This window comes from Maribacter algarum (ex Zhang et al. 2020), from assembly GCF_005885635.1.
GTDB lineage: Bacteria > Bacteroidota > Bacteroidia > Flavobacteriales > Flavobacteriaceae > Maribacter_C > Maribacter_C algarum.
Map to the genome: position 1 here is coordinate 417362 of NZ_VATY01000002.1, position 26792 is coordinate 444153.

Here is a 26792-nt window from a genome sequence, read left to right on the forward strand (position 1 = left end):
AAAATTTAAATTATAATTTGAGTTTTAAATAATCGTAGATTTCCCCAATCCAATATTCTCATCGTTTATATTTGAGTCATCATCAGAATCTACAATGTGGTCAGCAATATAATCTCCAACATAATCAGTACCGTATTTTTCGCTGCCTAGGATATCAGTAGTAGTTATACCCTTTTTGAAAGATTTTTGAATTGCAGTGGCTACTGCATTCGCTTCTTCATATAGTCCAAAGTGCTGTAACATTAATACTGTACTAAAAATAGAAGCTACCGGGTTGGCAATATTTTTCCCTTTAGCTTGGGGATATGAGCCATGGAACGGAGAGAACATCGCATTTTCACTACCTACAGAGGCTGATGGCAATAAACCTATGGAGCCTATAATTACACTACCAAGACTGGTAAGGATATCTCCAAACATATTTTCCGTCAGAATTACATCAAATTGCGATGGGTTCGTCATCATTTGCACCACAACGTTATCAATGAATATAGATTCAAAGTGTACCTCAGGATAACTATCTGATATTTCAGTCACCACCTTTCGCCATAGACGTGAGGTTTCGAGAACGTTTGCCTTATCTACAAGAGTTAGTCTACCTCTGCGCTTTTTGGCGGCCTTAAACGATAGGTGGGCTATTCTGGCAATTTCTTTTTCGGAATATTCGCATAAATCTGATGCTAAGGTAGCATCATCATTAAGGCTTTTCTTTCCATAATAAATGCCTCCAGTTAGTTCACGATAAATAACAAAATCTGTTCCTTTAACTATCTTTTTGGGAAGCACAGAATTTTTGGAAAGGATGGGGAATACTTTTACAGGTCGAATACTTGCAAAAAGACCCAATTCTTTACGGAGTTTGAGTAGGCCTTGCTCGGGTCTAACTTTTGCTTCAGGGTCATTATCATATTCCAGCGCTCCAATAGCGCCAAACAATATGGCATCTGAATCTTTACAAAGTTGCAGGGTTTCTTTTGGTAACGCCTTTCCATCGTTAGAAATAGCAACCGCTCCCACTGGGGCCTCAGTATATGTAAACCGGTGATTGAAAGTTTCTTCGACGGCCTTCAGACACTTTACAGCTTGTGCCAGCACTTCAGGTCCGATTCCATCTCCTCCTAACAGTGCAATTTTTAAGTTCATTGCTAGACCTTTTCGATAGCCACATCAGTCGCAGCTACAATTTCATGAATATCCTTATCCACTACTTCTTTTCTGGTATCGGCATACTTTAAAAACTCTTTGTAGACCGTATCTAACTGTACTTTGGTAAGTTCGTAACCGACAATTTTTGCGCGATATGCTAGTGCAGCACGTCCACTTCTTGCGGTAAGAATAATTGAAGATTCATCAACTCCTACATCTGCTGGGTCGATGATTTCATATGTTTCTCTGTTCTTAATTACACCATCTTGGTGAATGCCTGAACTGTGGGCAAAAGCATTCGCACCAACAATGGCTTTGTTGGGTTGAACGTTCATTCCCATCTTTTCAGATACCATTTTGCTGGTGCTATTAAGAAGTCTACTATTGATACCGGTATCGAGCCCTAAAGAAGGATGTTGACGCATCACCATTACAACTTCTTCCAGGGAAGTATTTCCTGCACGTTCTCCAATTCCATTAATGGTACATTCGATTTGACGAGCTCCGTTCATCGCCCCTGCGATTGAATTAGCTGTGGCCAATCCTAAATCATTATGGCAATGGCAAGATAGCGTAGCTTTTTCAATTCCCTTTACATTTTCTTTAAGGTATTTGATTTTAGCACCGTATTCCTCGGGAAGGCAATATCCAGTCGTGTCAGGAATATTTAAAACGGTAACACCAACCTTAATCAATTCTTCACAAATTTGAGCCAAAAAATCATTGTCCGTTCTTCCGGCATCTTCGGCAAAAAACTCCACATCTTCAACAAAGGTCTTAGCATATTTTACTGCGGCGACTGCTTTTTCAATGATAGCGTCTTTGTTGGAATTGAATTTATATTTTATATGCGAGGGGGAGGTGCCAATGCCTGTATGTATTCTGGGGTATTTCGCATGCTTCAAAGCATCTGCCGCAACTTCAATGTCTTTTTTTACGGCTCTTGTCAATCCGCAAATGGTGATGTCCTTTTTAATGAGCTTTGCAATTTCTGAAACGGATTTAAAATCACCAGGACTCGATATCGGAAAACCAGCCTCGATAACATCCACACCGAGAAGCTCTAGACGCTCGGCAATAACTAGTTTTTGTTCGGTATCTAACTTGCATCCGGGCACTTGTTCTCCGTCCCTGAGTGTCGTATCAAATATTTGTACTTTATCTTTGCTCATTGTAATATTTGTGTAGTTTTATGTACCCTATACGAATATATGACCAATAGGGGAAATCTCCTAGAAAAGCAATTAAGATTTACAATGCTTAATCACTTTTTGGGATATTAAAACATTGGTTATCAAATATTTAAATCAAAATTTTTACGATGACAAATGCGCATAAAGATGCTTTGTTCGTACTGGTAAAATCACTCTCCAAGTCTGAGAAACGGCAGTTTAAACTCTACGTAGGGCGTTTGGGCGTAAATACGGATGCAAAATTCATAGCATTGTTCAATCTAATGGACAAGATGCGGGAATACAACGAGAAAACCATTTTGGGTAGTGGCATTGTAAAAAAATCTCAGTTGTCAAACCTTAAGGCGCATCTCTACAAACAGATTTTAATAAGTCTTCGCTTGAATCCAGTAAATCAAAATATGCGCGTTCAAATTCGTGAGCAACTTGATTTTGCTACTATTTTGTATCAAAAGGGATTGTATAAACAGAGTCTTAAAATTTTAGATAAAGCGAAGACCACGGCAATTGAGAATGAGGAGAAGAATATCGCTTACGAAATTGTAGAGCTTGAGAAGATTATTGAAACGCAATATATTACCAGAAGTATTCCTGATCGAGCGGATGAGTTGGCTATTCAGGCGAAGGAGCTTTCTGCTCATAATGTAATGACCAGCAAGCTTTCGAATTTGTCCTTACAACTCTACGGATGGATGTTAAAAGTCGGTTATGCAAAAAGTGATGAGGACCTAAATAAATTAGAAACCTATTTCAATAAAAAGTTGCCAAAATATAATATCGAAGACCTTGGTTTTCGGGAAAAGCTTTGGTTGTACAAGGCGCATTTATGGTATAGTTTTTTAACGCAAGACTTTCTTTCATGCTATAAATATGCGAACAGATGGGTAGATCTTTTTTATGAGAATAAGGAAATGATTTATATGAATCCTGTTTTCTTTTTAAAAGGGAATCATTATTTACTAGAGTCTTTGTTTTATGTAAAGTATAGCTCTCAATTTAAAGAAACACTTGATCGTATGGAGGCAATGGTTGAGAGCAAGGATTTCCCTAAAAATGATAATATAGCATCGCTTGCATTCCTTTATATCAATTCCAATAAATTGAACTTTCATTTTATGGAAGGAACGTTTAATAAAGCGCTTTACTTGGTACCAATTGTTGAGTATGGAATAGCCAAACATAAAGACCGAATTGATGAGCATCACATTATGTTGTTGTACTATAAGATTGCTTGTTTGTATTTCGGGATTGGAGATAATAAAACTTGTATTCTGTATCTCAAAAAAATCATAAACAATAAGAATTTAAAAATGCGTGAAGATCTTATGTGTTTCGCCAGGGTATTAAGTTTGGTGGCGCATTATGAGGCAGGAATGGATTATCATTTGGAGGTTCAACTTAAAAGCACCTACAAGTTCTTATTAAAAATGGATGACCTTCATGAGGTTCAAAAAGAGATGATTAAATTCCTTCGAAACCTTGGTAGTATATACCCAAGTGAACTTCGAAAGGAATTTCAGAAGTTACATACGGAGTTGAAGAAATATGAAGATCATCCTTACGAGAAAAGAGCCTTTTTGTATTTGGATGTCATTTCTTGGTTGGAAAGTCATTTAGAGAATAAACCAGTTGCCGAGATTATTCGAGAAAAGGCGCTATCACTTACCCGATAAAACTTGAGTACAAAAAGCCCACACTTTTCACATTTACTTGAAATCAATTTGGCCATGCTTTTCATAAGCACATCCGGTGCTCTCGGTAGATATATTCAGCTACCTGTTCCCGTTACTATTGGTTCGAGGGCAATTATAGCCTTTACGCTTTTGTTTTTGTATTGCCGTTTTAAAAAGATTTCCTTCAAAGTCGAAAAGAAGGATTTACCCATGGTAGTTTTAAGTGGGGTCTTGATGGGTTTGCATTGGGTTACCTATTTCTACGCACTGCAAATGTCAAATGTTGCCATCGGTATGCTTTCCATGTTTACTTACCCTGTTTGGACTGCTTTTTTGGAACCGTTGTTGTTAAAAACAAAATTCCAGAAAATACATTTGTTTCTTGCAGTTTTGGTTTTGTGCGGGATTTACTTTTTGATTCCCGATTTTAATCTTGAGAATTCCTACACCCTTGCCATCGGCATTGGGATTTTATCCGCTATCGTCTATGCTATACGGAATTTATTGATGAAATCTAAGGTAGCCAAATACAATGGTTCACTTTTAATGTCTTACCAAACAGGCATTGTTGGTTTTCTACTTCTACCCGCTTTATTTTTTACCAATTTAAGTGAAATTATGTCGCAGTGGGAAGCCTTGATTACCCTTGCCATACTAACTACCGCAATAGGACATACCTTATTTTTATTAAGTTTAAAACACTTTTCAGTTACTACGGCGAGTATTATCAGCAGTGTGCAACCCGTGTATGGAATCCTCATCGGTATGATATTCCTCTCAGAATTCCCTTCTTGGTCAACAGTTTTCGGTGGCGTTTTGATTCTGGCCGCTGTAGTTGTAGAAAGCATTCGAACTTATAAATAAAAGCTTGATTAATTTCGCTTTACTCAATAATCGAGACCCGCCTGTCGGACGGGCAGGTTTAAAATGCTCCGACGCTTGCATCGAAATCAATGTTGATTTTCCTTTTAATGCCTCGTGGGTTTGCACCGAGGTTATTTACTTGCGGAATATCAGGCTGGTATCTTTGTCTACACGCCATGAAAGTTCGTTTCCTTCTATATAAATTTCGATAACCTCATTTCCTAAATAGTAGAAGCCTTCTTCATTGGTAATAGATGTGGTATTATCAAGGACGGTTTCACACGTACCATTTTCCAATCGGTCTTGGATAAAGAAAGTAATGGTTTCTGCATCTGACTCTACAAACGATTCACGGTAACAATCAACATTTGCTACGTCAGTGTCATTCACAGTGGTTAAAAACCACTTGCCGATTATAGGGTCTGAATTTTCATCGATTACGTCTTCTGTTGTACAACTGGTTGTCATAATGAGAAGTAAGGCAAAAGAAAGCAACATCGGAAATCTAAAATCTGTTCGCGTTTTCATAGTCATAGTTTTAATGTTTACCTAAAACTATGCGGTAGTATAAACAGACTCAAATAACCTCTGAAAAATACTCGAAAACTAGTAGTTTTTCATACCTGAAGGGGAGTAGCAAGTATACCTTTACTCATTTTTACGATACACAATTTGTCCGTTAAAAATGGTCATTTCTATTTCTGTATCTAGTAGTTTATCTTCCGCAACAGACATTAAATCTTGATTGTAAATCGTAAAATCAGCAAGTTTACCCACAGTAATAGAACCCTTGATGTTTTCTTCGAAAGCACCGTAAGCTGCATCTAAGGTGTATGAGCGTAAAGCCTGTTCACGTGTCATTTTTTGCTCGGGCTCATAGCCACCTTCTGGCAAGCCTTTCAAGGTCTTACGACTTACACTACCATAGAAGCTTGCGATGGGATTCAAAGGTTCTACGGGTACATCAGTGCCATTTACAATAGGAATACCACTTTTTAACAAGTCTTGCCACATATAGGCGCCCTCTTTAATTCGTTTTTCACCTAAACGGTCAATAGCCCAAGGTCGGTCTGAAGATAAGTGAACCGCCTGCATAGCTGGAATCACCCCAAGTGCAGCAAAACGTGGAATGTCATCAGGATGCAAGTGTTGCGCATGTTCGATTCGAAATCTGTGGTCCTTCGTCATATCTAGCAATTCGGTAAAGGCAGCTTCGTAGCGGTCTAGAATTTCTCTGTTTGCCCGATCACCAATGGCATGCGAACAAACCTGAAATCCATTTCGCAATCCGTTGAGGGCGGTTTCCTTTACTACTTCCATAGGAAGTGTTTCATGTCCGAAATGTCCCGGTCGGTCAGTATAGGATTCTAACAACCAAGCACCTCGGGAACCTAAGGCACCGTCACAGTTTAATTTTATCGACCGAATCGTCAAGAGGTTATCTGGATCTACCATGGGACCTTTCTTATACCATTCTTCAATGAGTTCAGGGTCCCACCCTGTGAGCATGGTATACAAACGGACATTGAGTTTGTTTTCTGCTTTCATTTGTTCGTAAAGGGCAATAGTTTCTTTCCCTATTCCGGCATCATGAAAACCTGTAATGCCATGTCTATGGCAGGCAGCTACTGCTAGTTCAAAAGCTTTTCTATCTTTTTCCGGAGTGTTCTCTGGAACATGCTTCCAGATTAGGTTTTGAGCACGTTCATTAAAAATACCCGTAGGTTGACCGAGTTTGTCACGCATAACTTCCCCACCTTCCACTTCAAGCTTATCGATTCCATCTTTGGCGAGTACTTGTAATCCGGCAATTTCCATGGCTTTTGCATTCGCGAAACCGGCATGGCCACTGGCATGACTTAAATACACTGGATTATCGGGAGAAACCTGGCTTAACTTGTAATGGGTTTGGAAACCATTTACTGCATCTTCCGGGAGTGCATCCCATTTACTTTGGTGCCAGCCTCTTCCTAAAATCCATTCTCCGGGTTCTGTATTTTTGACAGCTTCCGCTACCATATCTACAATTTCTTGATAGCTTGTGGTATTGATTAAATCAAGATTCAGTTCATTATAACCAAGACCCATGAAATGTCCGTGACCTTCGATTAAACCTGGAGTCATCGTTTTGCCTTGTAAATCAATGATTTCGGTTTCTTCGGTTTTATAGGCTTCTGCCTCCGCTAGCGTACCTGCGAAAAGTATCGTATCATTTTTGGTGGCGACGGCCTCCACCATAGTTTGGGTTGTATCGACAGTATAAATGGGGCCACCATAAATCAGTAAGGTAGCGGACTCTTTTTGTTCTGTTGCACAAGAGGATAAAAGGAGAAAGCCCAAGAAAAGGCTTAGCAGAAATGAAATTCTTAATCGCATGGTTATTCAGTTTTTAGGAAGGACTGAATTTACGATTTTAAAAGTTTATTGGAAAAGGGTAATTATATCTTGTCAACGGTTTTATGTATGAGCAGTAGCGGGTTTTATAGTACCACTTTTCGGAAAACAATATACTTTATTAAAATAAAAAAGTGGTTTGATTTAGCACCCAAACCGCTATTGCTTATACGTTGTTGGCAACAGTTATTTTGTCACATCTTTTTTAAGTCGTTAAGTGCTTTTTTAGAAGATTTACACCAATGACAATCGTTTTTCGGTGCTAATTCCAATGCTTTTTTATAACTTTTTACAGCTTCTTCTTTTTGGTTATCAGCGATGTAACCCTCTCCTAATGAATCCCAGATGTTTCCTTCTTCAGGAAAAAGTTCAGTATTCAGCTTGAATAGTGCCACAGCCAATTTAGAATTTTTGTTCGTTCGCAATACATCATATCCAAGTCCATTTAGGTTTTCTGAATATTTTAAGTACGAATTATACTTTTCCTTAATCGTTAAGATAAGTTCATTAATTTGCCTAATGCTACGAGTTTCCAGATTATCAAAAACCAAATTATTAAGGCTCTTTTTTATTGGGTCGGGTTTAAAATCCTCATTGAATATCATTTTTTCAATAGTCCAAGCAACTTCTGCTTCTCTACTACTTGCATTAGTAAACTGTATTATGAGGATATCTTCTTTTGGTAACCAAATAAAATCGTGAAAGAAAATAGCATTTCCTCCATTATGACTGATAATTTTCGTGTTTCTATCAGAATTATAGATTACCCAGCCGTATGCATAATAACTTGATTGTCCTTCATATTCCAAAATGTATGGTGTGGTCAATTTTTTAAATAATTCTTTAGATAAAATGGTATTGTTTTTTAAAGCTTGATACCATTTATACATATCTTCAATAGTTGAATGAATACCACCATTGCCCTTTAACGTCCAAGTTACTTTCCCAATCTTATTAAATCGTGATATCATAGTCCCTACATTCATTGTATTGTTATAATATCCTATAGCAATTTTGTTTTCATCCCATTGTGGAATAAAGTAACCCGTTTGATTCATTTGGGCAGGTTTAAATAAAAATCGATTCAAAAACTTCTCGTAATCCTGACCAGAAGAAATTTCAATAATTCTTGCCAGAATGCTGTATCCTACATTTGAGTAAGCGTATTTTGTACCTGGTTTGTGTAACAACTCGGTTGAAAATACTGTTTTGAAAAATTTATCTCTGGGAATATCATCAAAATCTCCATCGCCAATAACATCTATAAACCCTGCAGTATGTGTCAATAAATGATGTACAGTAATTTCTCTTTTATCTTCTGGTAGATTTTTGAAAAACTTATCTACTGAATCAGTTAGCTCCAGTTTATTTAATTCAACAAGTTTCAGAATAGAGGTTGCTGTAAATTGTTTTGTAACAGAGCCGATAGTAGAAACTGTTGTGGTAGTGTAAGGAACAACATCCTCTTTATTCGCCATTCCATACCCTTTAGCAAGAATGGGTTTGCCTTTTTCGGCAATGAGTACCGCACCAGAAAATCCGTTTTCTACTCCGTCATTTAAGTACTTGTCTATCCTATTTACTTTGGTAGTGTCTAATTTTACTTGTTGTGCATTTGTAATGGCTATACCTGAAGATGTTAGAGCTATCGTCCAAATCATTAATAGTGTTTTTTTCATTTTGTTTATGTTTAATTTGTTCATTTTGGGCAAGGGATATCCTACTCATATTACCATAAGGTCATATAACAATGGAATAGAAAGAGGGAAAAAATTTTCAGATTACTTACCGAAAAGCTTTAGATAGATAATGTAAAGAAGAAATCCAAAGGCCATACTAATCGTCATTATCCCAATAGAATGTAAACCTAAAGGCAGATATTGATTGGTAATAAATAAACCTCCTCCTGAAGAGGCAAGAATAATAAACCACTTTATGCTGTTTTGAGTTTCATTGTTAGACTCGGTTTTTAGTACAGAGGACGCTAAATCCTGTGATATTTCTTTATCAAGAATCTTGTTCTTCAATTTGTGTTCTAACAATCTTTTTAAAATTGTTACTGTGAACCACATTATCAGTACTATAATTAAAATTACCACAATCACTTTATATACATCTGGGTCGATGTATTCGGTTTGAGTTGAAAATAATAGTTTCATATTCTTGAGATATTTACTTTTCGTTCACTAAGATTAGACAGACCATGTGGATAAAGGTTGCAGATAACACTCAAAATTTCAGCATTTTCATTTTTCTTCTGTGGGATTTCATTATATCATTTATCAAAATCATTAAAATTGAGAGCGCAATACATATAATGAAAGCCATCGAAACTGTCGAATTACCTTTAAACCAATTGATACAGAATAAACTGAAACAAGCTACACAAAATCCAACCAACAAGCCACTTAACGTTATGAGCGCATAGACGAAATAATCTAATAAGGGTTTCTTTTTTGAAGATGTTTCCAATTGCATTAGTACTCTTTTAGATAAATCAAATCCTAATGCTGGGTCTGGTATACTTTTGATTGAGGTTGATAGTAATACATAATCTTCTACTCTCTGTTTGCACAAACTACAAGAAGACATATGTTCTACTACATCTTTTTCACATTCGGACTCGTCGAATGCAAATTGCTGTATTTCGCTGTCTATTAAGTGTTTATTCTTCATAAATCTTCTCTTTTGTATTTCCCTAACAAGTTGTTTTTCAATTGTTTTCTCGCTCGGTATAGATAGTTTTTCAATGTTCCTTCGGGCAAGCTTGTAATTTCTCCAATTTCTTTATAGCTCAATTCTTGATTGTGATATAAACTAATAAGCGTTTTATATAAAGGTGGAAGATTTTCTATTTCTGATGCTATTATCTGATGTTTTTCTTTTCTTAAAATGTGTGAATCTACTTGGCTATTACTATTGCCGAGAACTTTTCTATCAATTAAATCCCAAGATTCTAAACCATCTTCATCTATATTTAGAATTAATATTTTTTTCTTTTCAAGAAAATTCAAGCACGTATTGTATGTAATAGTGCCAATCCAAGTACTTAGTTTGGAATTGAACTTAAAACTCCCAAGTTTGTCATAAGCTTTTAAAAAGACTTCTTGAGCTAAATCTTCTCTGTCTTCTTGATTTTTAATCATTTTATAAATGATTTGAACGACCAAACCTTGTGTATTGACAACGATAGTTTTAAAGGCATTGGAATTTCCTTCCAACACCTTTTTTACAAGTTTTTTGTCTGTGGATTGGTCTTGTCTCATCTGTTCTTATGAAATATTAGACCAGATAGTTTAAAAAAAGTTGCAGATAAAACTTTTTTTGTTGAGCTCAAAAAGCTATGGGCGGGTTTTTAATTGTTGCCAACAAAACAATAAACACACTAGTGTGTTTATTCCTCTTTTAGAACAATGTGTTTAGTTCTCTTTCTGCTCTTTCTGATTAATACCTGGCGTACTCCCCATATTAAATTGATTGATGAGTCCATCACCTAATTTTTGAAAGTCTTCGTTTTTAGCCATTTCACGTACTTTTACAGGGTCGAAATTGCCATTGAAGTAGAGAAAAGAACCTCTTGAAGTATTGTTGTTGTAAATCAAAATTTCTTTAACGGCATCTCTCTTTTCGCGAATGGATACCACATTTCGCTTTTGATTGTCATTCTTACGGTAAACTTCAATAAAGGAGCTGCCCGTCATATTGTTCATTGAATTATTTAAAAATTTGGTGCGTTCTGGAGTAGCACTCGGGAATTGCATATACCTTAAGTCTTTAGTATTTCCTATCAAAGAGTTCATTTCAGGTGAAATGTTCCCAAGTAATGAAAGCATAAACCGAGGTACCCGAACCGCTGTCACTTGGTCATCGTTTTTATGGGCTTCGTAAAAGGAATCAATTGAATTATAACTTCCACAGGAAGACATCAGAATTAGGCTCAATAAAAAAAGTGTTCTCTTAATCATGTTTATAGTGTTTTGGTTTCTAAATATAACCAAATTAGCAACAAGCGTTCCAAACTGAGTCATGGGGTGGGGGAGCCACAAATTCAAGCATTTCCTTTTTTACAGGATGAATAAAAGAAAGTTTTCGCGCATGTAGATGAATGCTGCCATCCTTGTTGCTTCTATCAAAGCCATATTTTAAATCTCCCTTTATAGGACTTTCAATCGCACTCAATTGTGAACGTATTTGATGATGCCGACCCGTTTTCAAATCGACTTCCAGCAAATAAAAGTTATCTAGCTTTTTAATGACTTTATACTCTAGAATGGCCTTTTTACTATCTGGTACTTCTTTTCTATGAGCGTATGATTTGTTTTGTTTGGGGTTGCGTTTCATCCAATGGGTCAATGTATCCTCTTGTTTTTCTGGCATATTTTTGACTACGGCCCAATACGTTTTTTTTGCTGCTTTTTCTGCAAAGAGTTTATTTAAGCGAGGTAAGGCTTTTGAGGTTTTGGCAAATACAACAATTCCTGAAGTTGGCCTATCTAACCGATGGGCAACACCCAAATAAACATTTCTAGGTTTGTTATACTTTTCTTTGATGTATTGTTTTACGACTTCGCTTAGCGGAAGGTCCCCTGTTTTGTCTCCCTGTACAATATCGCCGGGTCTTTTATTGATGACAATGAGGTGATTATCTTCATAGATTACCTGAAGGTTCTTTGCTGTAGAAAAGATTTTATTCGCCACTAGATGTCCAGTTTTCGATAGCGGATACTAAGAAATAGAATCAAAATAACTCCCATAGTAACCGAAACGTCCGCCATATTGAAGATTCCAGTTTTGAAAAATCCGCCTAAATCGATGTAAAAAAAATCCGTGACCTCACCGTGAGCGATACGATCAATTAGGTTTCCAATACCACCACCAATTACACAGGCAAATGCAAAAACCAACCATTTGTTCATATCTGTTCTTCGTAAAATTCTGAAAAGAAGCACCAACAAGACCAAAACAGGTAAAGCTTGTAGAAATATGAGCTTTAAAATAGGAGAAAGCTCAGAGCCGAAGCCTAACATAGCGCCGCTATTTTCCACTTTGGTTAAAATGAAGTTATCTCCCACCAATTCTATTCGCTCGCTCGGATTGATATTGTTGCGAACCATGTTTTTTGAAACCTGATCACAACCTATATTCAACAATACTATAGCGATTATGGCAATTCTCTGAATCATAATTTTATCTTTCGAATCCCGAACTTAATATTGTTCCTCATCATTTGGGAAGTCCCTACTTTTTACATCGGCCACATATTGTCCAATGGCCTTTCCCATTTCCTCATACAAGTTCATATACCTTCTTAAAAATCTTGGATTGAATTCATGGGTCATTCCTAAAAGGTCGTGAATTACTAATACTTGCCCATCAGCATGTTTACCACCGCCAATTCCGATTGTGGGAATAGAAATGCTTTCGGAAACCTTTTTAGTCAATTGAGCTGGAATTTTTTCCAATACAATTCCAAAACAGCCTAATTTTTCAAGGAGTTTGGCGTCTTCCATTAATTGTTGAGCTTCCTCTTCTTCCTTGGCTCGAACCGTGTAGGTGCCGAATTTGTAAATGGACTGTGGGGTGAGTCCCAAATGCCCCATTACTGGTATTCCCGCGGCTAAAATTCGTTTGACAGATTCTTTAATTTCTACCCCTCCTTCTACTTTGATGGCATGTGCACCACTCTCTTTCATTATGCGAATTGCAGAACGTAAAGCCTCTTTTGGGTCACTCTGGTAACTTCCGAAAGGAATGTCAACAACTACCAAGGCACGATCTATGGCCCTAACCACAGATTGCGCATGATATATCATTTGATCTAGAGTTATTGGTAATGTGGTTTCATGACCTGCCATGACGTTACTTGCAGAATCACCAACTAAAATAACATCTACATTTGCAGCATCTACAATTTTGGCCATGGAATAATCATAGGCGGTAAGCATGGAGATTTTTTCTCCATTCTTTTTCATATCCACAAGGGATTTAACGGTGACGCGCTTGTACTCTTTTTTGGCAGTAGACATTTGTAATTTGTTTTGTTCCGATAAAAGTAAGGAGATTTCATTAGAAAGTTGGATTGTTGTCCCTTTAGCTAACGGACTACATATCGAATATTTCTTCTATTTTTGAGTAAATCCTTTGAAAATGAAACAAATACTCTCTTTGTGCTTATTCCTATTAAGTATAAATATATGTGCGCAAGATGCTGAAAAGTACGCTGTGCAAAAGACAATAGAAGCCTTTTTTGAAGGTTTTCATCTACAGGATTCCGTTGCCATAAAGGAAACTGTTGTCAAAGAAGTTATTCTTCAAACCCTATCCAAAGACTCCCTTGGGAAGCATTATGTGAGAACAGAAGACTTTTCAAAGTTTATCAAAAACATTGTTAGCATATCTGAAACAACCAAATTTCAGGAAACTATAAAATCTTATTCCATTCAAGTAGATGGACCCATGGCCAATGCTTGGACGGCTTACGAATTTCATGTGAATGACAAATTCAGCCATTGTGGTGTGAATTCGTTTCAATTGGTAAAACAAGAGGATGCCTGGAAGATTATTTATCTGATTGATACGAGGCGAAAGGAGGGATGTGAGTAAAACTAGTGTCAGTCTGAGCGCAGTCGAAGACCTTTGTAGTTCCTAAGCATTTCGACTCCGCTCAATGTGACAGTTCGGTTAAAACTCCCGATAAGGAGAATCTAAAAATTGATTGGCTTCTTCCTCCACGAATTTTGCATTTTCACTATCCCAGTGTAAGGTTTTGTTTGGAAAACGGCCTGCAATAGTTCCTAATAAAATGGTTTCTGTAAGTCTTGAGGCATAAGAAAAAGGTGCTGTTACCTGATCTTTGCCCAGACATGCATCAACAAATTGGTGATAATGCTTTGGACTTTCAGCTGCATAGTCACGGACCGGTTCGCCCAAGTTTTGAGCCATAATTTGGTCGGTTATGTCTACGAATTCGCCATCAACAATCAATTGCGGTAATTTTTGAAAGTGCGGTAGATAGAACCTTCCTTTTTCGCCAATGAACATAGCGCCTTGGTCATTTAAAGGTTCACCACCGGGCAGCATTAAATCTTCACGCTGTTTATCCGCATCAACACCATCATACCAAACCCATTTTAGGGTTTCTGTGGTATATTCGGTGCCAGGAAATTCATAAGTTACCATGTTCTGTTCTGGATATCCGAAACCGTTTGGTTTTCTACAGTTTGTAGTTATGGTCGTTGGAACATCTAACTGTAAAGCGTTATAGGGAGTATCAAAAATATGAACACCCATATCGCCTAAAGTCCCACAACCATAATCGACTAGCTTTCTCCAATTTCCAGGGTGGTAAACGTCTTCTTTATACGGTCTTTCCGCTGAGGTGCCCAGCCAAAGGTTCCAATCCAAAGTTTCTGGTACTGGGTCACTTCCTTCAGGAGCGGGACCATCATATCCCCAGTTCTTGGGAGACCACGCTCTAACTGTGCTTACTTTTCCAATAATCCCTGATTGAATCAATTGGGTTGCTAATTTATAATCGTAAAAGGAATGTACTTGAATTCCCATTTGAGTAACCAAACCTTTTTCTTCTGCCATTTTACGCATTGCCCTTGCTTCGCTCACGTGATGAGTGAGCGGTTTTTGACAATATACAGGTTTACCCAATTCCATTGCCATCATTGAAGCAGGTGCATGTGTATGATCTGGAGTCGACACTATCACCGCATCAATTTTTCTCTTCATTTTCTTCAGCATCACTCTATAATCTGGAAATACTTTTGCTTTCGGATGTAATAGTTGGGCAGCAGCTAGTCGCTCTGAATCCACATCACATAGGGCTACTACATCTACCATTGCATGTGAAGAAATTGCATTTAAATCCTCAGCACCCATTCCGCCAACCCCTATATGGGCTGTGCGTAAACGTTTATCTTTTTTTGAAAAAGCCCATGATGCATTAGGAAGCATAACTATTGAGGATGCAGCTGCGGTTTTCTTAAGGAATTCTCGTTTGTTCATTTTTGTAGTTGTTCGGTTATAATTTTTTAATTTTTATGTTTCGAAACCATAGGGGACTGTCATGATCTTGAATGGCAATGTAGCCGGACTTAAAAGTACCATATTTTGGAAAATCTTTCCACTTGCCTTCATTTTTTCGTTTTTCCCAATCTTCAGTCCATGGTTCAAATTCCAATAATTTCTTTCCATTTAGCCAGTGTTCTACCTTCTCAGGAGTGAATATGATGCGGGAAGTATTCCATTTCATAGCTGGTTTTACGATTTTTTGACTTTCATCAGGAAGGTACATTGCATAGTCCGCACCTGTCTTTTGCCAAGGCTCTAACTTCGCATTATTGATTTCTTCCCATTTTAAATCGTCAAGCATTTGGTATTCTGGAGAAACTTCTGGTGGACCCCAGTCGCCTTCTTTCAAGTGGTATAGCATTCCACTATTGCCGCCCTCAGGTAGTTTCCATTCCCAACGCAATTCGAAATTGTCAAATTCTTCAGCCGCATAAATAATGTCTTTTCCGCCTTTTCTTTCTTCTTCGGTACGTTTTTCGGTATCGAAAGTAAGCTCCCCGTTTTTAATAACCCATTGCGGTGGAAGATCATCTCCATTGTACGCCCGCCAACCCTCTGTGCTCGTACCATCAAAAAGCGATATCCATTTATTTTCATCGGTAACTTCATTCTTTGTTTCTGCAGACTCTGTAACAGTTTTTTCAGTTTTTTTATCTGTTTTACACGCTACTAGGGCGAGTAGTGCAAGGGATATTAGCAGACTTTTTTTCATACGGACTTTTTGGTTTAGGTTTTGGAAAGTTATCTATGTTGATCAAACAAAATGACATTCCCATCAGGGTCTTTTAACATTATACTGCCCGGTCCGGAAGTTGTTTCCCCAACTTGCTTGTCCAGTTCAATTCCATGTTGATTGAGGGTTTTTTCAATTTCTCGTACATCATCAAATTCATCGATATTCTTACCATTTGTATCCCATCCAGGATTAAAGGTCAAAATATTTCCTTCGAACATCCCTTGAAACAAGCCTATTAGAGAATCCTCATTTTTCATAATGAGATAATTACTCTCATGGGAACCTGCAAGGGCCGCAAAGCCCAAATTTTCATAAAAGTTTTGTGAGACCTTAAGGTCCTTGACCGAAAGACTTATAGAGAATGCGCCGAGTTTCATTTTTATTGGTTTTGATTTTAAAAATAAATATAAGGATTTATCACTAGCAGTCGCTTAGAAATACACCAACAGCCAATCCACCTTCGGAGGTTTCCTTATATTTTGAGTTCATGTCCTTGGCAGTTTCCCACATGGTTTGAACTACTTTGTCTAAGGGAACTTTGGCGTCTTCAGGATTAGAATCTAATGCCAATTCAGCAGCATTAATTGCTTTGATGGCTCCCATAGAGTTTCTTTCTATACAGGGAATTTGAACCAATCCGCCTATGGGATCGCAGGTCAAGCCCAAATGATGTTCCATAGCGATTTCTGCTGCCATTAAAACTTGTTCGGGGCTACCACCGAGCAGTTCGGTCAAAGCACCTGCTGCCATAGCTGATGATACTCCAATTTCTGCTTGACAACCTCCCATCGCCGCGGAAATGGTAGCTCCTTTTTTAAAGATACTACCGATTTCACCTGCAACAAGTAAGAATTTCTTGATGTGTTCGAAATCGGCTTCGTGGTTTTCAATTACCATGTAATACATCAAAACAGATGGAATTACTCCCGCACTGCCATTGGTAGGAGCGGTAACTACCCTCCCCAATGAAGCATTGACCTCGTTGACAGATAAGGCAAAACAGCTTACCCATTTTAAAATCTGTCGGAACTTTACTTCTGTTTTTCGAATGGTTTCCAACCAGTTTTCTGGTGAATTATAAGAGCCGGCAGTGGCCATTAAATTCTTATGCATTTCAAAAGCCCTGCGTTTTACATTAAGTCCTCCTGGCAATTGTCCTTCGGTATGACAGCCAATGTACATACATTCAAGCATGGTGCTCCATACTTTTTGGAGTTGGCTCCCTATTTCTTCACCTGTTCGCAACGAACGCTCATTTTCCAATACCAATTCAGAAATGGATTTTTGTTCTTTCTGACAATAGGCGAGTAGTTCATCACCTTTATGGATAGGGTAGGGAAAAGTATTGAAGGTTTCAATTTTCTTCTTCGCATTTTTGCGCTCTTCTTCGACTACAAAACCACCACCGATAGAATAGTATTTTTTAGATTTTTTTGTACCATCTTCTAAAGTCGCTTCGAATTTAAGTCCGTTTGCATGAAAGGGTAAAAATTTTCTATGGAAAAGAATATCATTTGATGCGTTGAAAGGCAGATGTTTTTCGTTTCCAAAATGTAGCACTCCATTTTCTTGGATATCAGCAACAATGGTATGAATATTTTCTACGGGAATTTCTACGGGGTCCGTGCCCGAAAGCCCAAGCATAAGGGCATAATCGGTGGCATGCCCTTTCCCTGTTAGGGATAAAGAACCGTAAACATGTACCCTAATTTGTTGAACGGAATGAAATTGTTCTTTACTTTTCAATTCGGCAATCCAACGTTCAGCAGCTCTCCATGGGCCAAGCGTATGAGAACTTGAGGGTCCGATTCCGATTTTGAGCATGTCGAAAATACTTATGCACTCCATTTTCGAAAAATTTGTTCTTATGTAAAGGTATCTGTATTTGGATAGAAAGCACCTTATTTTATAGCCATTTTTGCTTTTTTTCGGTTGCATTAAGAATATCAATGTCCAATGCTAGCTTGAAATGATTTGCAACTTCAAAAGCTTTTTCTTTACTAAAGGTTCTATAAAAAGTATGGTGCTTATTTCGACTGTAGAAGAGGTTTACTAAAATTACGTCCTCAGTAAAAGTAGTCGATGCGCCAAGTGAATTTACACGCTGTTTTTGTTTGCCCTTGAAAACGGAAATATATTCAAATTTAGGTATGGGTTTCCATTTGCCGATGTGAACACCAAATAGTGACCAAATAGTACGATAGGTCTTGTCGTCTAGATTTATCTGAGATCCCTCTGTAGAGGCCAGATAGACCCCAAAAGCCATAATAAAAAAACCGAACAAGATACTCGTAGTGAAAATCACGAAAAATGCTGCGATACAAAGAAATCCTCCGAATATTCCCTTCATCAAAGGTACTGGTCTTACGTATGTGATTGTTTTCATACCGTGAACTATAGTATTTCGAAAAATACGGTAACTTCAACCTTTACTTTTCTTTTATTAATCCCTATTTCACTGACTTCAAAGTCGGAGTAGTTTGAAACATTGAGGGAATTTAATGCAGCATTAGAACCCAGATATCGAAGGTTATTTGTTTTAGCGTCTGAAATATAAATTGCTTTTCCGACTGTCTGTTCTAATGGCGCTAACATTGCTGCAGCTTGTTGTTTTGCTTTTGCAACTGCTTTTCCTTTTAACTCTATTTTGAGCTTCTCCAGTTTCGAATACTCCGTTTTCGTCAACCTGATGTTTGAAATATTTACTTGCTCCAGAGCTTTAATAACCTTGCTGGCTGTCACTGCATCATGTACTAGTAGGCTGTATTCTTTATTCTTTAGCACATCTGTTTTACGAAGTAGGCTTTTTTTGAAATCACTTGTCAAATCAAGAAGTTTTAATTGTTTTTTTGTATCAATTCCCAAAGTGTTGAGTTTGTCTATCATCTTATTTTCCAAAACTTCAACTGGAATTTTTCCTTTAGTATCGTTTTCTGTAATTAGAATTGTCAGATAAATGTTATCTGGTGTAACTTCTGTAGTATATGTTGCTGAAGTTTCCAAATACGGCTTTTCAAGAAAATTCTGAGATTGAGAAAATAGGGTTGATGAAAAACCAAGACAGATTAGTAATACGATTATTTTGTTCATGTGGTTAGTTGTTTTAATATTTGTCTAATTAACGAATTAAGTTTAGTGTTTATGATTTTTTCTTTGATCTATTTCAAGGACATATTTGAAGTTGCTGGCTTTGATTTGCTAAACTTCAACTTATCCCAACAATGAACTTTTATTCGATCTATAGCATGGATTTAAGTGCCTCGAGGTTTACCCTGAGGTATTTTGCTAATGTTTCCTTCTCAATTTAAAGTAGAATAGAAGAGCAAGAAGTACTATGGGAAGTACAACACAAATCAATACAGAAGCTTGGATATAATTGATGCCTAGGTAATCAAACCAGTTTAAGAAGCTTACTGATTTTTTAAATAGATTTTTTGAAAAAATTTCAAAATCGGGAATTAGTATGATTGAGAGAACAACGACTGAAGTAAAGGTGATTTTTAGATAGTTGACCTTCAAAACCCGATCTAATAAATAAACAAAAATTGAGGGGATAATGATATACCAGACAATGATATTCAGTTCCTCATAGGTAAGTCCGGTTAGTTTTTCGAACCACTTTAAACTTCGATATACTAGATCAAAGATTTTACTCATTCAATAAGCCTAGTAAAGGCAGATGCTTTAGTGAATGATAGTTTAGTGCTAACCGAATACATTCTTTTAGTTCTTCCTTTGGGACTTTATCTTCTAAACTAAATAGAATCGCGCGATTCTTCTCATATTTAAATGTATCACCATAGACTTTTCTAATGGTTTCAATTAATTTCGAAGTACACTTGAAATACATGGCATATTGATTTGGAGTTTTAGTTTTCCAATCCATACGGAGGGTGCTTCCTTTTTTGGCCAAGTAGCTCGGTTCGCCCCATTTCAAGGTCTCCTCAAGTTCTTCGATATTACTTTCTGATGCAACCTCCAAAATCAGATTTCGAAGATAATCTAACTTAGATTTTATTTCTTTAGGATAACCTTTAAACTTAAGTTCGACCGATGGATTACTTTGTAGGATTACTTGTGTCATGAATTCGTATTTAACTGAAATGCCATCTTTTGACCTGTCAAAGCCAATTCGGTGGCTAAGAAACAATGGTCTTGAGTCATTGCCGTTTCTGTTCGGTTGACCACATCGCTTACCAATTGCTCACCATAAGGCATATGGACATTGGAACAATCAAAATATTTGGTTTCCTTCTGGTTTACTAAAAACAAATGGTTACCACCTTCGCGCCCTGAAATATCAACATATTTTCTCATTTCGATGTATCCTCCGGTTCCCAAAATAAAGGTTCTGCCATCACCCCAAGTACCTAGCCCTTCCGGAGTAAACCAATCAATCCGAATATAACCAGTTGCATGTTTGCTGCGTACGCTCATGTCTCCAAAATCACGATAGTTCGGATATTCAGGGATATTGAAATTACCCGTTTGCGCAAAGCTGACTTCTGCTTCCTTGGAGTCCGTGTAGAATAAAAATTGATCACATTGGTGCGAACCAATATCACATAAAATACCGCCGGCCTTTTCGGGTTCAAAAAACCAATCCGGTCGACTGTCGGGACGCATCCGATGTGGACCCAAACCTATTAGTTGAACAACTTTCCCAATTGCTCCGGCTTTGACCAATTCCCCTGCTTTTACTGAAGCAGGGTTGGCCAAGCGTTCGCTATATTTAATTGAATAAATGCGATTGGTTTCTTTTTGTACTTTTTTTACTTCGTTAAATTGCTCAAAAGTGACAATACCAGGTTTATCGGCCATATAATCTTTACCTGATTTCATGACACGAATACCTATGGGTGCTCTTTCAACAGGAATAGCTGCACTAGCAACTAATTGTATGTCAGGGTCGTTTATGATTTCATCTTCGCTTCTAGCTACTTTTACATCAGGATAACGTTTGGTAAATTGTTTTAGTAAGTCGGGTTCCTTGGCATAAACCGCGACCAAGGTTCCGCCTCCTTTAACTAAGGAATTCACCATACCATAGATATGACCGTGATTGATTCCTATTACCGAAAACCGAATAGCATCTTTGGGTTTTGGGCGTTTTTCTTTGGGTAAAACAATCAATTCTGGTGTGGTGATGTCGCTACCAAACATAGTAAGAGGGAGCATTGAAGCAGCTGCTATTCCTGCGGCCGAAGTAAGCCCTTTAGTTAAAAACTTACGTCTGTCCGATTTCATATTTGTTTCCCTTTATTTAGTTAATACTCCATGTAAATTATGAAAATAATCGGACATGCTTCAGAACTGTAGGGCAAGGTATAGTTATCAGAAAATGACATCCTGTCAGTTTTATGTCCTTGGCATATTGTTTGTCATTCCCTTAGCGATTCTAAAAATTAATACGCACAAATAAATACATATAGAATGAGTAAAATTATAGGAATAGATTTAGGTACGACCAACTCCTGCGTCTCCGTAATGGAGGGTAATGAACCAGTGGTTATCCCTAATGCGGAAGGTAAACGAACTACACCATCCGTAATCGCATTTGTTGAAGGTGGTGAGATTAAAGTGGGCGACCCTGCCAAAAGACAGGCGGTGACTAATCCACATAATACCATTTATTCCATAAAAAGATTTATGGGGAACAAGTTCTCGGAATCGAAAAAAGAAGCCGACCGTGTACCTTATAAGGTAGTTAAAGGAGATAATGACACCCCAAGAGTTGATATTGATGGACGTTTATATTCTCCACAAGAATTGTCGGCAATGATTCTTCAAAAAATGAAGAAAACGGCTGAGGATTATTTAGGCCAAGATGTGACAAGGGCGGTAATTACCGTTCCTGCCTATTTTAATGATGCGCAACGTCAAGCCACGAAAGAAGCTGGCGAGATTGCAGGTTTGACTGTAGAACGAATCATTAACGAGCCGACGTCCGCGTCATTAGCTTACGGAATGGACAAAAAAGATACCGACCAAAAAATCGTTGTTTTTGACTTTGGCGGCGGTACGCACGATGTTTCTATCTTGGAATTGGGTGACGGAGTTTTTGAGGTATTGGCCACGGATGGAGATACACATTTAGGTGGTGATGATGTTGACCAGAAGATTATCGATTGGTTGGCTGATGAGTTCAAGAAAGATGAGAGCATTGACCTTCGTGATGATGCCATGGCATTGCAACGTTTACGTGAAGCTGCTGAAAAAGCGAAAATTGAGTTGTCATCTTCTGCACAAACAGAAATCAACTTACCATATGTTACCGCTACAGCTACAGGACCAAAACATTTGGTACGTACATTGTCAAGAGCAAAATTTGAGCAATTGATTGAAGATTTGGTAAAAAGAACAATCGAGCCTTGTCAAACTGCAATGAAAGCTGCTGGTTTATCAAAGAGTGATATTGATGAAATTATCTTAGTTGGTGGTTCAACACGTATTCCTGCAGTTCAGGAAGCGGTTGAGAAGTTCTTTGGAAAAGCACCTTCTAAAGGTGTGAATCCTGATGAGGTTGTTGCCGTAGGTGCTGCTATTCAAGGTGGAGTTTTGACTGGAGATGTAAAAGATGTTTTACTTCTTGATGTTACGCCTCTATCTTTAGGAATCGAAACAATGGGTAATGTATTTACACGATTAATCGATGCGAATACAACCATTCCAACAAAGAAGTCTCAAGTATTCTCTACAGCTGCCGATAATCAACCTTCTGTAGAAATTCATGTACTACAGGGAGAACGTCAAATGGCTGCGGATAATAAAACAATCGGTCGTTTCCACTTAGATGGAATTCCACCAGCACAAAGAGGAACACCCCAAATTGAAGTAACCTTCGATATCGATGCTAACGGAATTATCAAAGTTTCTGCAACGGACAAGGCAACAAACAAAACGCAAGACATCCGTATAGAGGCGTCATCTGGATTAACTGAAGAGGAAATCCAAAAGATGAAAGCGGATGCAGAAGCAAATGCGGAAGCGGATAAAGTTGCAAGGGAAACTGCAGATAAGTTGAACGAAGCGGACAGTATGATTTTCCAAACGGAAAAGCAATTGACAGAGTTCGGAGAGAAACTTTCTGATGACAAGAAAAAGCCAATCGAAGAAGCTTTAGAAGAGTTGAAGAAGGCTTACGAAAGTAAAGATGTTGCCGTAGTTACTCCAGCTTTAGAGAAAATCAATGAAGCTTGGAAAGTGGCTTCTGAAGAAATGTACAAAGCACAAGCTGAAGCACAAGGTGCAGGAGACGATAGTGGCACTACAGGTGGCGGAGGCGCAACCGCAGATGCTGCTGAAGGCGATAATGTAGAAGATGTTGACTTCGAAGAGGTGAAGTAATACTTTTCTAGAATATATTATTAAACCCGCAAGGCGAAAGCTTTGCGGTTTTTTTCGTTTTAAGAACTTCAATCTTAGTTTTAACTGGTACCGTACGTCGATTTGGCATCTCTTTTGTTCTTAATTGTAAGAATATCAAGTAATTTTGTGCTATGGTAAAAAAATACACTGTTTTATTTCTTATCGTATTGATGCTCTTTCCGTTGGGAATGAATGCTCAAGAGATTCAAATTTTCTCAGTTGCCGATTTTGATTTGAAGGGCAGTGTGAAGTCTTGTTTGGTGAGTACTAAATACGGTAAAGAGGAGTATGATTTCAATGAAGAAGGATTGCTTTCGAAATCGGTGACACGCTACAATGATGCTGATTATGACATCACTTATTATAAGTATTCCAAAGGAATGTTGTTGGAAAAACGTCTAGAAAACTATCGCGATAATGTTTTTGATAAATCCACATCCATCGCGAGTTTCTATACCATTGACTCTTTATTGAATTTAAAAATAACAGAGAAGATTATCTCCTATAATAAAGAGTTCTTAGACCAATATGAATACTTTTTTAAGAATGATTCTATCTTCAAAATTGTACATACCAACGATAGTGGTATCGACGAAACTTTTGTAACGTATACTGATGTCAAAGGCGAGCAAACCCAAACGTATACCTTAAGCGGGGTGGTTCAGAAAACTGTTAGAACATCGGTAATAAAGGAGCAGGATAGTATTATCAGTCGTAATGTACTCACGAGGAAGTTTCTCGATGGGGTTGCAAATTCGGCATTGGAAGAAAATTTTGATGGGGCTGATAAATTGATTTCATCCACGAAATTTTTTAGAAACCCAAAGACTAGGAAGCTCGCTAACGTGGAAACAGCTGGGTTTGCTTATGATGAAAGTGGTGTGCTATCTAAAATAGAAATTCAGGTGGGAAAAGTTCTGGAGACTAAAGAATATATTTATCAATTTGATGAAAACGGGAATTGGATTAAGGAGATCATTACTCCGGACAATACCTATAAAACCCGTAAAATTAGTTACTACGAGAGTATTGCAGAGGTCAAGGAGGAGTAGTTTTATTCTTTAAGAGCTTCCCACTCACTTTTCAAAAGCCCATAACAGCAGGTGTTTCTTTTGAAACCATCTAAGAGATAAACGTTCTCACGAAGAATTCCTTCTAAAGTACAACCTAGTTTTTCCACTGCCTTTCTTGAGGCCATATTTCGTTCATCTACTCGAAACTCGACTTTTTCAAAATCCATATTATTAAAGACATGATTTAGCATTAAAAACTTCATTTGAGAATTTAATCCTGTTCCTTGAAATTCTTTACCAATCCATGTTGAACCAATTTCCAAAACTTTGTTTTTGAGATTGATATTCATATATCTAGTGCTTCCAGCATACTGTTGTTTTCTTTTGTCGAATATGATAAAAGGAATACTCGTGCCATTTTCCTTTAGATTTAATGCAATCTCCACATAGCTTTTCAAGCTTTCAGGTGTTTCTATATCTGAGGGGGAATACTGCACCAATTTTTCCTGCGATGCTATTGGAATTAGTTCATGGAAGTTATCCATAGTCAAAGGCGAAAGTTTTACAAAATCATTTTCTAAAGTAGGAGTGAAATCCAGTTTCATTAGCGTTCAACTTTGAATAATTCGTATTCACTTTTGAGCATACGGTATTGAATTAGGGAGACGTATTGGTCATCTGCAATGGTATGATCTTTTTTTACGTCATGGTCTTTGAATTCCCCTTCTTTTACCATTCCATTTTTTATCATTACCTTTCCTGAGGCGGCATTGGTGGTAATATAAACCGCAATAATCTTGTTGAGGTTTAGCTCTTCGAATCCGAATTGTAGTATGGCTTGCACTGCTTCAGTGGTTAATCCACGATTCCAATAACCCTCCGCTAACCAATATCCTAATTCTGCTCTATTGTTTTGTATGTCAAGGGTTAGGCCGATACCGCCGACAAAAGCATGGGTATCTTTAAGACGCATAGCGAAGATATAATTGTCTTTGTTTTTGAAACCTTGATTGGCCATATTCATCCAAGAAATGGCATCTTCTTCATGGTAAGGATGGGGCATAGAGCGCGTATTCTCAACAATCTTTATATTTCCTGCATAGGAAACAATAGCTGAAATATCCGCAGGTTTTATTTGATCTAAAATCAAACGCTTCGCTACAAGTTGTGGAAATTCTCCCATGTCAAACTATTTCATTAATAATTTCTTTTTTCACTTCATGTCCTCCTTTAAAAATTTTTTGTTTTGCCTTTCCACGGAATAACTCTTTTATTCGGGCAGTTTCATATTTCATGACCTCACCAGTTAAGTACTGGTCTTTGTCTCCAACGATTACAGTAACTCCTGTTTCTTGATAGTTTAAAAATGTGAAGTTTTCCGGAGTTAGCTCTTTGGGAATTCCCCCAGCATAAAGAATCATCTTACTGCACTGTATTTTTCGCGAGGCAATCCATCGGGTGGCTATAGAAACTCCTTGAGAGAATCCGAAAATAATCAGATTGCAATCCGCCGGAAATTCCTCCGCCGCATACACCGCGTCTAAATAGGCCAAAACATTGTTAGTTTCTAAAACTCGATTTTCCTTTGTCAACCAACTAGCACCCACATATTTGTATTCATTTTTCAAATAATATTTGGCTGGAGCTTGAGGAGCGATAATGTAATTTTCATCGGGATTAAGCTCATCAAAATACCGAATAAAATATTTGCTTAGATAACCAATTCCATGAAGGACGACCCAAATATTCTTTGTTTTTTTTGTGAAACGATTTAGGGTTTCATAGGTATTTGTAGTCTGGTAAGTGACCTGTTTTTCGTGTTTGTTCATGGTTTTAAATCTATTATAAAAATAGACTCTTTATTGGATGTGTAATGCTTAATTTTACAAAAAAACTTTCATGAACGAATACAAAGAGAAAATTCTCAAGGTATGTAACGAATCATCGACAAACACCTTGATGGAAACTTTGGAAATTGAATACATTGATGTAGGAGAGGATTTTTTGGTCGCAAAAATGCCTGTAAATCCAAGAGTTCACCAACCTGATGGTGTTTTACATGGTGGTGCCACAGTGGCTCTTGCCGAAAGTGTTGGAAGTACAGCTTCCTATATTTTTATGGATGCGCAAAAAGTATTTGTTCGCGGAATTGAAATTGCCGCCAATCATGTAAAGAGTATTAAAGAAGGAGAAGTATTCGCTAAAGCCATAATCATACATAAAGGCCGTACAACGCAACTTTGGGAGATTAAGGTGACCGATACTGAGGGTAATTTGATTTCACTTTGCAAATTGACTACCATCTCTTTACCTAGAAAATAAT

The 26792-nt window shown here is 37.6% G+C and carries 30 protein-coding genes; 6 read left to right on the forward strand and 24 right to left on the reverse strand.

Going from position 1 to position 26792, the window contains the following annotated elements:
* Window positions 1-24: 24 nt before the first annotated feature.
* Window positions 25-1143, reverse strand: a complete 1119-nt coding sequence (leuB, locus tag FEE95_RS10685) for a 3-isopropylmalate dehydrogenase (protein WP_138657935.1) — start codon at window positions 1141-1143, stop codon at window positions 25-27.
* A gap of 2 nt (window positions 1144-1145) precedes the next feature.
* A complete protein-coding gene (locus FEE95_RS10690) occupies window positions 1146-2318 on the reverse strand; it encodes a 2-isopropylmalate synthase (protein ID WP_138657936.1) in 1173 nt (390 codons plus the stop codon).
* A gap of 149 nt (window positions 2319-2467) precedes the next feature.
* On the opposite strand from FEE95_RS10690, the gene FEE95_RS10695 reads away from it, so the two are divergent.
* The gene (locus FEE95_RS10695) at window positions 2468-4012 is read left to right on the forward strand and encodes a hypothetical protein (RefSeq protein ID WP_138657937.1); all 1545 of its coding nucleotides are present in this window, start codon (window positions 2468-2470) and stop codon (window positions 4010-4012) included.
* Window positions 4013-4015: 3 nt separating this feature from the next.
* The gene (locus FEE95_RS10700; RefSeq protein ID WP_238474556.1) at window positions 4016-4876 is read left to right on the forward strand and encodes a DMT family transporter; all 861 of its coding nucleotides are present in this window, start codon (window positions 4016-4018) and stop codon (window positions 4874-4876) included.
* Between the two features lie 135 nt (window positions 4877-5011).
* On the opposite strand, the gene FEE95_RS10705 is transcribed toward FEE95_RS10700, so the two are convergent.
* From FEE95_RS10705 to panB, 10 genes are all read right to left on the reverse strand, one after another.
* A complete protein-coding gene (locus tag FEE95_RS10705; protein ID WP_138657938.1) occupies window positions 5012-5404 on the reverse strand; it encodes a hypothetical protein in 393 nt (130 codons plus the stop codon).
* A gap of 120 nt (window positions 5405-5524) precedes the next feature.
* Entirely contained in the window at window positions 5525-7252 is a 1728-nt protein-coding gene (locus FEE95_RS10710; RefSeq protein ID WP_138657939.1) for an amidohydrolase, read from the reverse strand.
* Window positions 7253-7464: 212 nt separating this feature from the next.
* Window positions 7465-8949 carry a serine hydrolase gene (locus tag FEE95_RS10715; protein ID WP_238474557.1) on the reverse strand — a complete coding sequence of 495 codons (1485 nt, stop codon included), beginning with the start codon at window positions 8947-8949 and terminating at the stop codon, window positions 7465-7467.
* A gap of 102 nt (window positions 8950-9051) precedes the next feature.
* A complete protein-coding gene (locus FEE95_RS10720) occupies window positions 9052-9429 on the reverse strand; it encodes a hypothetical protein (protein WP_138657940.1) in 378 nt (125 codons plus the stop codon).
* 70 nt (window positions 9430-9499) lie between these two features.
* Window positions 9500-9946, reverse strand: coding sequence for a hypothetical protein (locus tag FEE95_RS10725; protein WP_138657941.1), 447 nt, complete (start codon window positions 9944-9946; stop codon window positions 9500-9502).
* Complete coding sequence (locus tag FEE95_RS10730; protein ID WP_138657942.1) at window positions 9943-10536, reverse strand: RNA polymerase sigma factor; 594 nt, start codon at window positions 10534-10536, stop codon at window positions 9943-9945. Before FEE95_RS10730 ends, FEE95_RS10725 begins: the two co-directional genes overlap by 4 nt.
* 153 nt (window positions 10537-10689) lie before the next feature.
* Window positions 10690-11235, reverse strand: coding sequence for a DUF4252 domain-containing protein (locus tag FEE95_RS10735; protein ID WP_138657943.1), 546 nt, complete (start codon window positions 11233-11235; stop codon window positions 10690-10692).
* Between the two features lie 34 nt (window positions 11236-11269).
* On the reverse strand, window positions 11270-11968 hold the full coding sequence (locus FEE95_RS10740) for an RluA family pseudouridine synthase (RefSeq protein ID WP_138657944.1): 699 nt from the start codon (window positions 11966-11968) through the stop codon (window positions 11270-11272).
* The gene (gene lspA, locus FEE95_RS10745; RefSeq protein ID WP_138657945.1) at window positions 11968-12453 is read right to left on the reverse strand and encodes a signal peptidase II; all 486 of its coding nucleotides are present in this window, start codon (window positions 12451-12453) and stop codon (window positions 11968-11970) included. The genes FEE95_RS10740 and lspA overlap by 1 nt, the downstream gene beginning before the upstream one ends.
* A 24-nt stretch (window positions 12454-12477) precedes the next feature.
* On the reverse strand, window positions 12478-13296 hold the full coding sequence (panB, locus tag FEE95_RS10750; RefSeq protein WP_138657946.1) for a 3-methyl-2-oxobutanoate hydroxymethyltransferase: 819 nt from the start codon (window positions 13294-13296) through the stop codon (window positions 12478-12480).
* 121 nt (window positions 13297-13417) lie between these two features.
* Here panB and FEE95_RS10755 point away from each other — a divergent pair, with 121 nt between their 5' ends.
* Entirely contained in the window at window positions 13418-13873 is a 456-nt protein-coding gene (locus FEE95_RS10755) for a nuclear transport factor 2 family protein (protein ID WP_138657947.1), read from the forward strand.
* A 78-nt stretch (window positions 13874-13951) separates the two neighbouring features.
* Here FEE95_RS10755 and FEE95_RS10760 read toward each other — a convergent pair whose 3' ends face one another.
* The 9 genes from FEE95_RS10760 to FEE95_RS10800 form a co-directional block, all read right to left on the reverse strand.
* Window positions 13952-15286 carry a Gfo/Idh/MocA family protein gene (locus tag FEE95_RS10760; protein WP_138657948.1) on the reverse strand — a complete coding sequence of 445 codons (1335 nt, stop codon included), beginning with the start codon at window positions 15284-15286 and terminating at the stop codon, window positions 13952-13954.
* A 16-nt stretch (window positions 15287-15302) separates the two neighbouring features.
* Window positions 15303-16064 (reverse strand): 3-keto-disaccharide hydrolase, encoded by a 762-nt coding sequence (locus FEE95_RS10765; RefSeq protein WP_138657949.1) that lies wholly within the window; start codon window positions 16062-16064, stop codon window positions 15303-15305.
* A 29-nt stretch (window positions 16065-16093) separates the two neighbouring features.
* A complete protein-coding gene (locus tag FEE95_RS10770; protein ID WP_138657950.1) occupies window positions 16094-16465 on the reverse strand; it encodes a VOC family protein in 372 nt (123 codons plus the stop codon).
* Window positions 16466-16508: 43 nt separating this feature from the next.
* A complete protein-coding gene (locus tag FEE95_RS10775) occupies window positions 16509-17936 on the reverse strand; it encodes an L-serine ammonia-lyase (RefSeq protein WP_138657951.1) in 1428 nt (475 codons plus the stop codon).
* Window positions 17937-17994: 58 nt separating this feature from the next.
* Window positions 17995-18474 (reverse strand): hypothetical protein, encoded by a 480-nt coding sequence (locus tag FEE95_RS10780; RefSeq protein WP_138657952.1) that lies wholly within the window; start codon window positions 18472-18474, stop codon window positions 17995-17997.
* 8 nt (window positions 18475-18482) lie between these two features.
* On the reverse strand, window positions 18483-19091 hold the full coding sequence (locus tag FEE95_RS10785) for an SIMPL domain-containing protein (RefSeq protein WP_238474558.1): 609 nt from the start codon (window positions 19089-19091) through the stop codon (window positions 18483-18485).
* A 282-nt stretch (window positions 19092-19373) separates the two neighbouring features.
* Entirely contained in the window at window positions 19374-19745 is a 372-nt protein-coding gene (locus tag FEE95_RS10790) for a hypothetical protein (RefSeq protein ID WP_138657954.1), read from the reverse strand.
* Window positions 19738-20172, reverse strand: a complete 435-nt coding sequence (locus tag FEE95_RS10795; RefSeq protein ID WP_138657955.1) for a DUF1801 domain-containing protein — start codon at window positions 20170-20172, stop codon at window positions 19738-19740. Before FEE95_RS10795 ends, FEE95_RS10790 begins: the two co-directional genes overlap by 8 nt.
* Window positions 20169-21335, reverse strand: coding sequence for a Gfo/Idh/MocA family protein (locus tag FEE95_RS10800; protein WP_138657956.1), 1167 nt, complete (start codon window positions 21333-21335; stop codon window positions 20169-20171). Before FEE95_RS10800 ends, FEE95_RS10795 begins: the two co-directional genes overlap by 4 nt.
* 186 nt (window positions 21336-21521) lie before the next feature.
* Between FEE95_RS10800 and dnaK the strand changes: the two genes are divergently transcribed.
* Together dnaK and FEE95_RS10810 are read left to right on the forward strand one after the other, a co-directional pair.
* Window positions 21522-23435 (forward strand): molecular chaperone DnaK, encoded by a 1914-nt coding sequence (gene dnaK / locus FEE95_RS10805; RefSeq protein WP_138657957.1) that lies wholly within the window; start codon window positions 21522-21524, stop codon window positions 23433-23435.
* Window positions 23436-23587: 152 nt separating this feature from the next.
* On the forward strand, window positions 23588-24508 hold the full coding sequence (locus tag FEE95_RS10810; RefSeq protein ID WP_138657958.1) for a hypothetical protein: 921 nt from the start codon (window positions 23588-23590) through the stop codon (window positions 24506-24508).
* 2 nt (window positions 24509-24510) lie between these two features.
* On the opposite strand, the gene FEE95_RS10815 is transcribed toward FEE95_RS10810, so the two are convergent.
* The 3 genes from FEE95_RS10815 to FEE95_RS10825 are packed head-to-tail and all read right to left on the reverse strand — an operon-like array spanning window position 24511 to window position 26298.
* The gene (locus tag FEE95_RS10815) at window positions 24511-25074 is read right to left on the reverse strand and encodes a GNAT family N-acetyltransferase (RefSeq protein ID WP_138657959.1); all 564 of its coding nucleotides are present in this window, start codon (window positions 25072-25074) and stop codon (window positions 24511-24513) included.
* Window positions 25074-25652, reverse strand: coding sequence for a GNAT family N-acetyltransferase (locus tag FEE95_RS10820; protein ID WP_138657960.1), 579 nt, complete (start codon window positions 25650-25652; stop codon window positions 25074-25076). The genes FEE95_RS10815 and FEE95_RS10820 overlap by 1 nt, the downstream gene beginning before the upstream one ends.
* 1 nt (window position 25653) lies before the next feature.
* Window positions 25654-26298: an alpha/beta hydrolase gene (locus tag FEE95_RS10825; RefSeq protein WP_138657961.1), complete on the reverse strand. Its 645-nt coding sequence runs from the start codon at window positions 26296-26298 to the stop codon at window positions 25654-25656.
* 70 nt (window positions 26299-26368) lie between these two features.
* On the opposite strand from FEE95_RS10825, the gene FEE95_RS10830 reads away from it, so the two are divergent.
* On the forward strand, window positions 26369-26791 hold the full coding sequence (locus tag FEE95_RS10830; protein ID WP_138657962.1) for a PaaI family thioesterase: 423 nt from the start codon (window positions 26369-26371) through the stop codon (window positions 26789-26791).
* Window position 26792: the final 1 nt, after the last annotated feature.

Excerpts from the sequence above, each read along its gene's own strand:
- leuB (WP_138657935.1), bottom strand. The coding sequence starts at position 1,143 with ATGAACTTAAAAATTGCACTGTTAGGAGGAGATGGAATCGGACCTGAA.
- FEE95_RS10690 (WP_138657936.1), bottom strand. The coding sequence starts at position 2,318 with ATGAGCAAAGATAAAGTACAAATATTTGATACGACACTCAGGGACGGA.
- FEE95_RS10695 (WP_138657937.1), top strand. The coding sequence starts at position 2,468 with ATGACAAATGCGCATAAAGATGCTTTGTTCGTACTGGTAAAATCACTC.
- FEE95_RS10705 (WP_138657938.1), bottom strand. The coding sequence starts at position 5,404 with ATGAAAACGCGAACAGATTTTAGATTTCCGATGTTGCTTTCTTTTGCC.
- FEE95_RS10710 (WP_138657939.1), bottom strand. The coding sequence starts at position 7,252 with ATGCGATTAAGAATTTCATTTCTGCTAAGCCTTTTCTTGGGCTTTCTC.
- FEE95_RS10715 (WP_238474557.1), bottom strand. The coding sequence starts at position 8,949 with ATGAAAAAAACACTATTAATGATTTGGACGATAGCTCTAACATCTTCA.
- FEE95_RS10720 (WP_138657940.1), bottom strand. The coding sequence starts at position 9,429 with ATGAAACTATTATTTTCAACTCAAACCGAATACATCGACCCAGATGTA.
- FEE95_RS10725 (WP_138657941.1), bottom strand. The coding sequence starts at position 9,946 with ATGAAGAATAAACACTTAATAGACAGCGAAATACAGCAATTTGCATTC.
- FEE95_RS10730 (WP_138657942.1), bottom strand. The coding sequence starts at position 10,536 with ATGAGACAAGACCAATCCACAGACAAAAAACTTGTAAAAAAGGTGTTG.
- FEE95_RS10735 (WP_138657943.1), bottom strand. The coding sequence starts at position 11,235 with ATGATTAAGAGAACACTTTTTTTATTGAGCCTAATTCTGATGTCTTCC.
- lspA (WP_138657945.1), bottom strand. The coding sequence starts at position 12,453 with ATGATTCAGAGAATTGCCATAATCGCTATAGTATTGTTGAATATAGGT.
- panB (WP_138657946.1), bottom strand. The coding sequence starts at position 13,296 with ATGTCTACTGCCAAAAAAGAGTACAAGCGCGTCACCGTTAAATCCCTT.
- FEE95_RS10755 (WP_138657947.1), top strand. The coding sequence starts at position 13,418 with ATGAAACAAATACTCTCTTTGTGCTTATTCCTATTAAGTATAAATATA.
- FEE95_RS10760 (WP_138657948.1), bottom strand. The coding sequence starts at position 15,286 with ATGAACAAACGAGAATTCCTTAAGAAAACCGCAGCTGCATCCTCAATA.
- FEE95_RS10765 (WP_138657949.1), bottom strand. The coding sequence starts at position 16,064 with ATGAAAAAAAGTCTGCTAATATCCCTTGCACTACTCGCCCTAGTAGCG.
- FEE95_RS10770 (WP_138657950.1), bottom strand. The coding sequence starts at position 16,465 with ATGAAACTCGGCGCATTCTCTATAAGTCTTTCGGTCAAGGACCTTAAG.
- FEE95_RS10775 (WP_138657951.1), bottom strand. The coding sequence starts at position 17,936 with ATGGAGTGCATAAGTATTTTCGACATGCTCAAAATCGGAATCGGACCC.
- FEE95_RS10780 (WP_138657952.1), bottom strand. The coding sequence starts at position 18,474 with ATGAAAACAATCACATACGTAAGACCAGTACCTTTGATGAAGGGAATA.
- FEE95_RS10790 (WP_138657954.1), bottom strand. The coding sequence starts at position 19,745 with ATGAGTAAAATCTTTGATCTAGTATATCGAAGTTTAAAGTGGTTCGAA.
- FEE95_RS10795 (WP_138657955.1), bottom strand. The coding sequence starts at position 20,172 with ATGACACAAGTAATCCTACAAAGTAATCCATCGGTCGAACTTAAGTTT.
- FEE95_RS10800 (WP_138657956.1), bottom strand. The coding sequence starts at position 21,335 with ATGAAATCGGACAGACGTAAGTTTTTAACTAAAGGGCTTACTTCGGCC.
- dnaK (WP_138657957.1), top strand. The coding sequence starts at position 21,522 with ATGAGTAAAATTATAGGAATAGATTTAGGTACGACCAACTCCTGCGTC.
- FEE95_RS10810 (WP_138657958.1), top strand. The coding sequence starts at position 23,588 with ATGGTAAAAAAATACACTGTTTTATTTCTTATCGTATTGATGCTCTTT.
- FEE95_RS10815 (WP_138657959.1), bottom strand. The coding sequence starts at position 25,074 with ATGAAACTGGATTTCACTCCTACTTTAGAAAATGATTTTGTAAAACTT.
- FEE95_RS10820 (WP_138657960.1), bottom strand. The coding sequence starts at position 25,652 with ATGGGAGAATTTCCACAACTTGTAGCGAAGCGTTTGATTTTAGATCAA.
- FEE95_RS10825 (WP_138657961.1), bottom strand. The coding sequence starts at position 26,298 with ATGAACAAACACGAAAAACAGGTCACTTACCAGACTACAAATACCTAT.
- FEE95_RS10830 (WP_138657962.1), top strand. The coding sequence starts at position 26,369 with ATGAACGAATACAAAGAGAAAATTCTCAAGGTATGTAACGAATCATCG.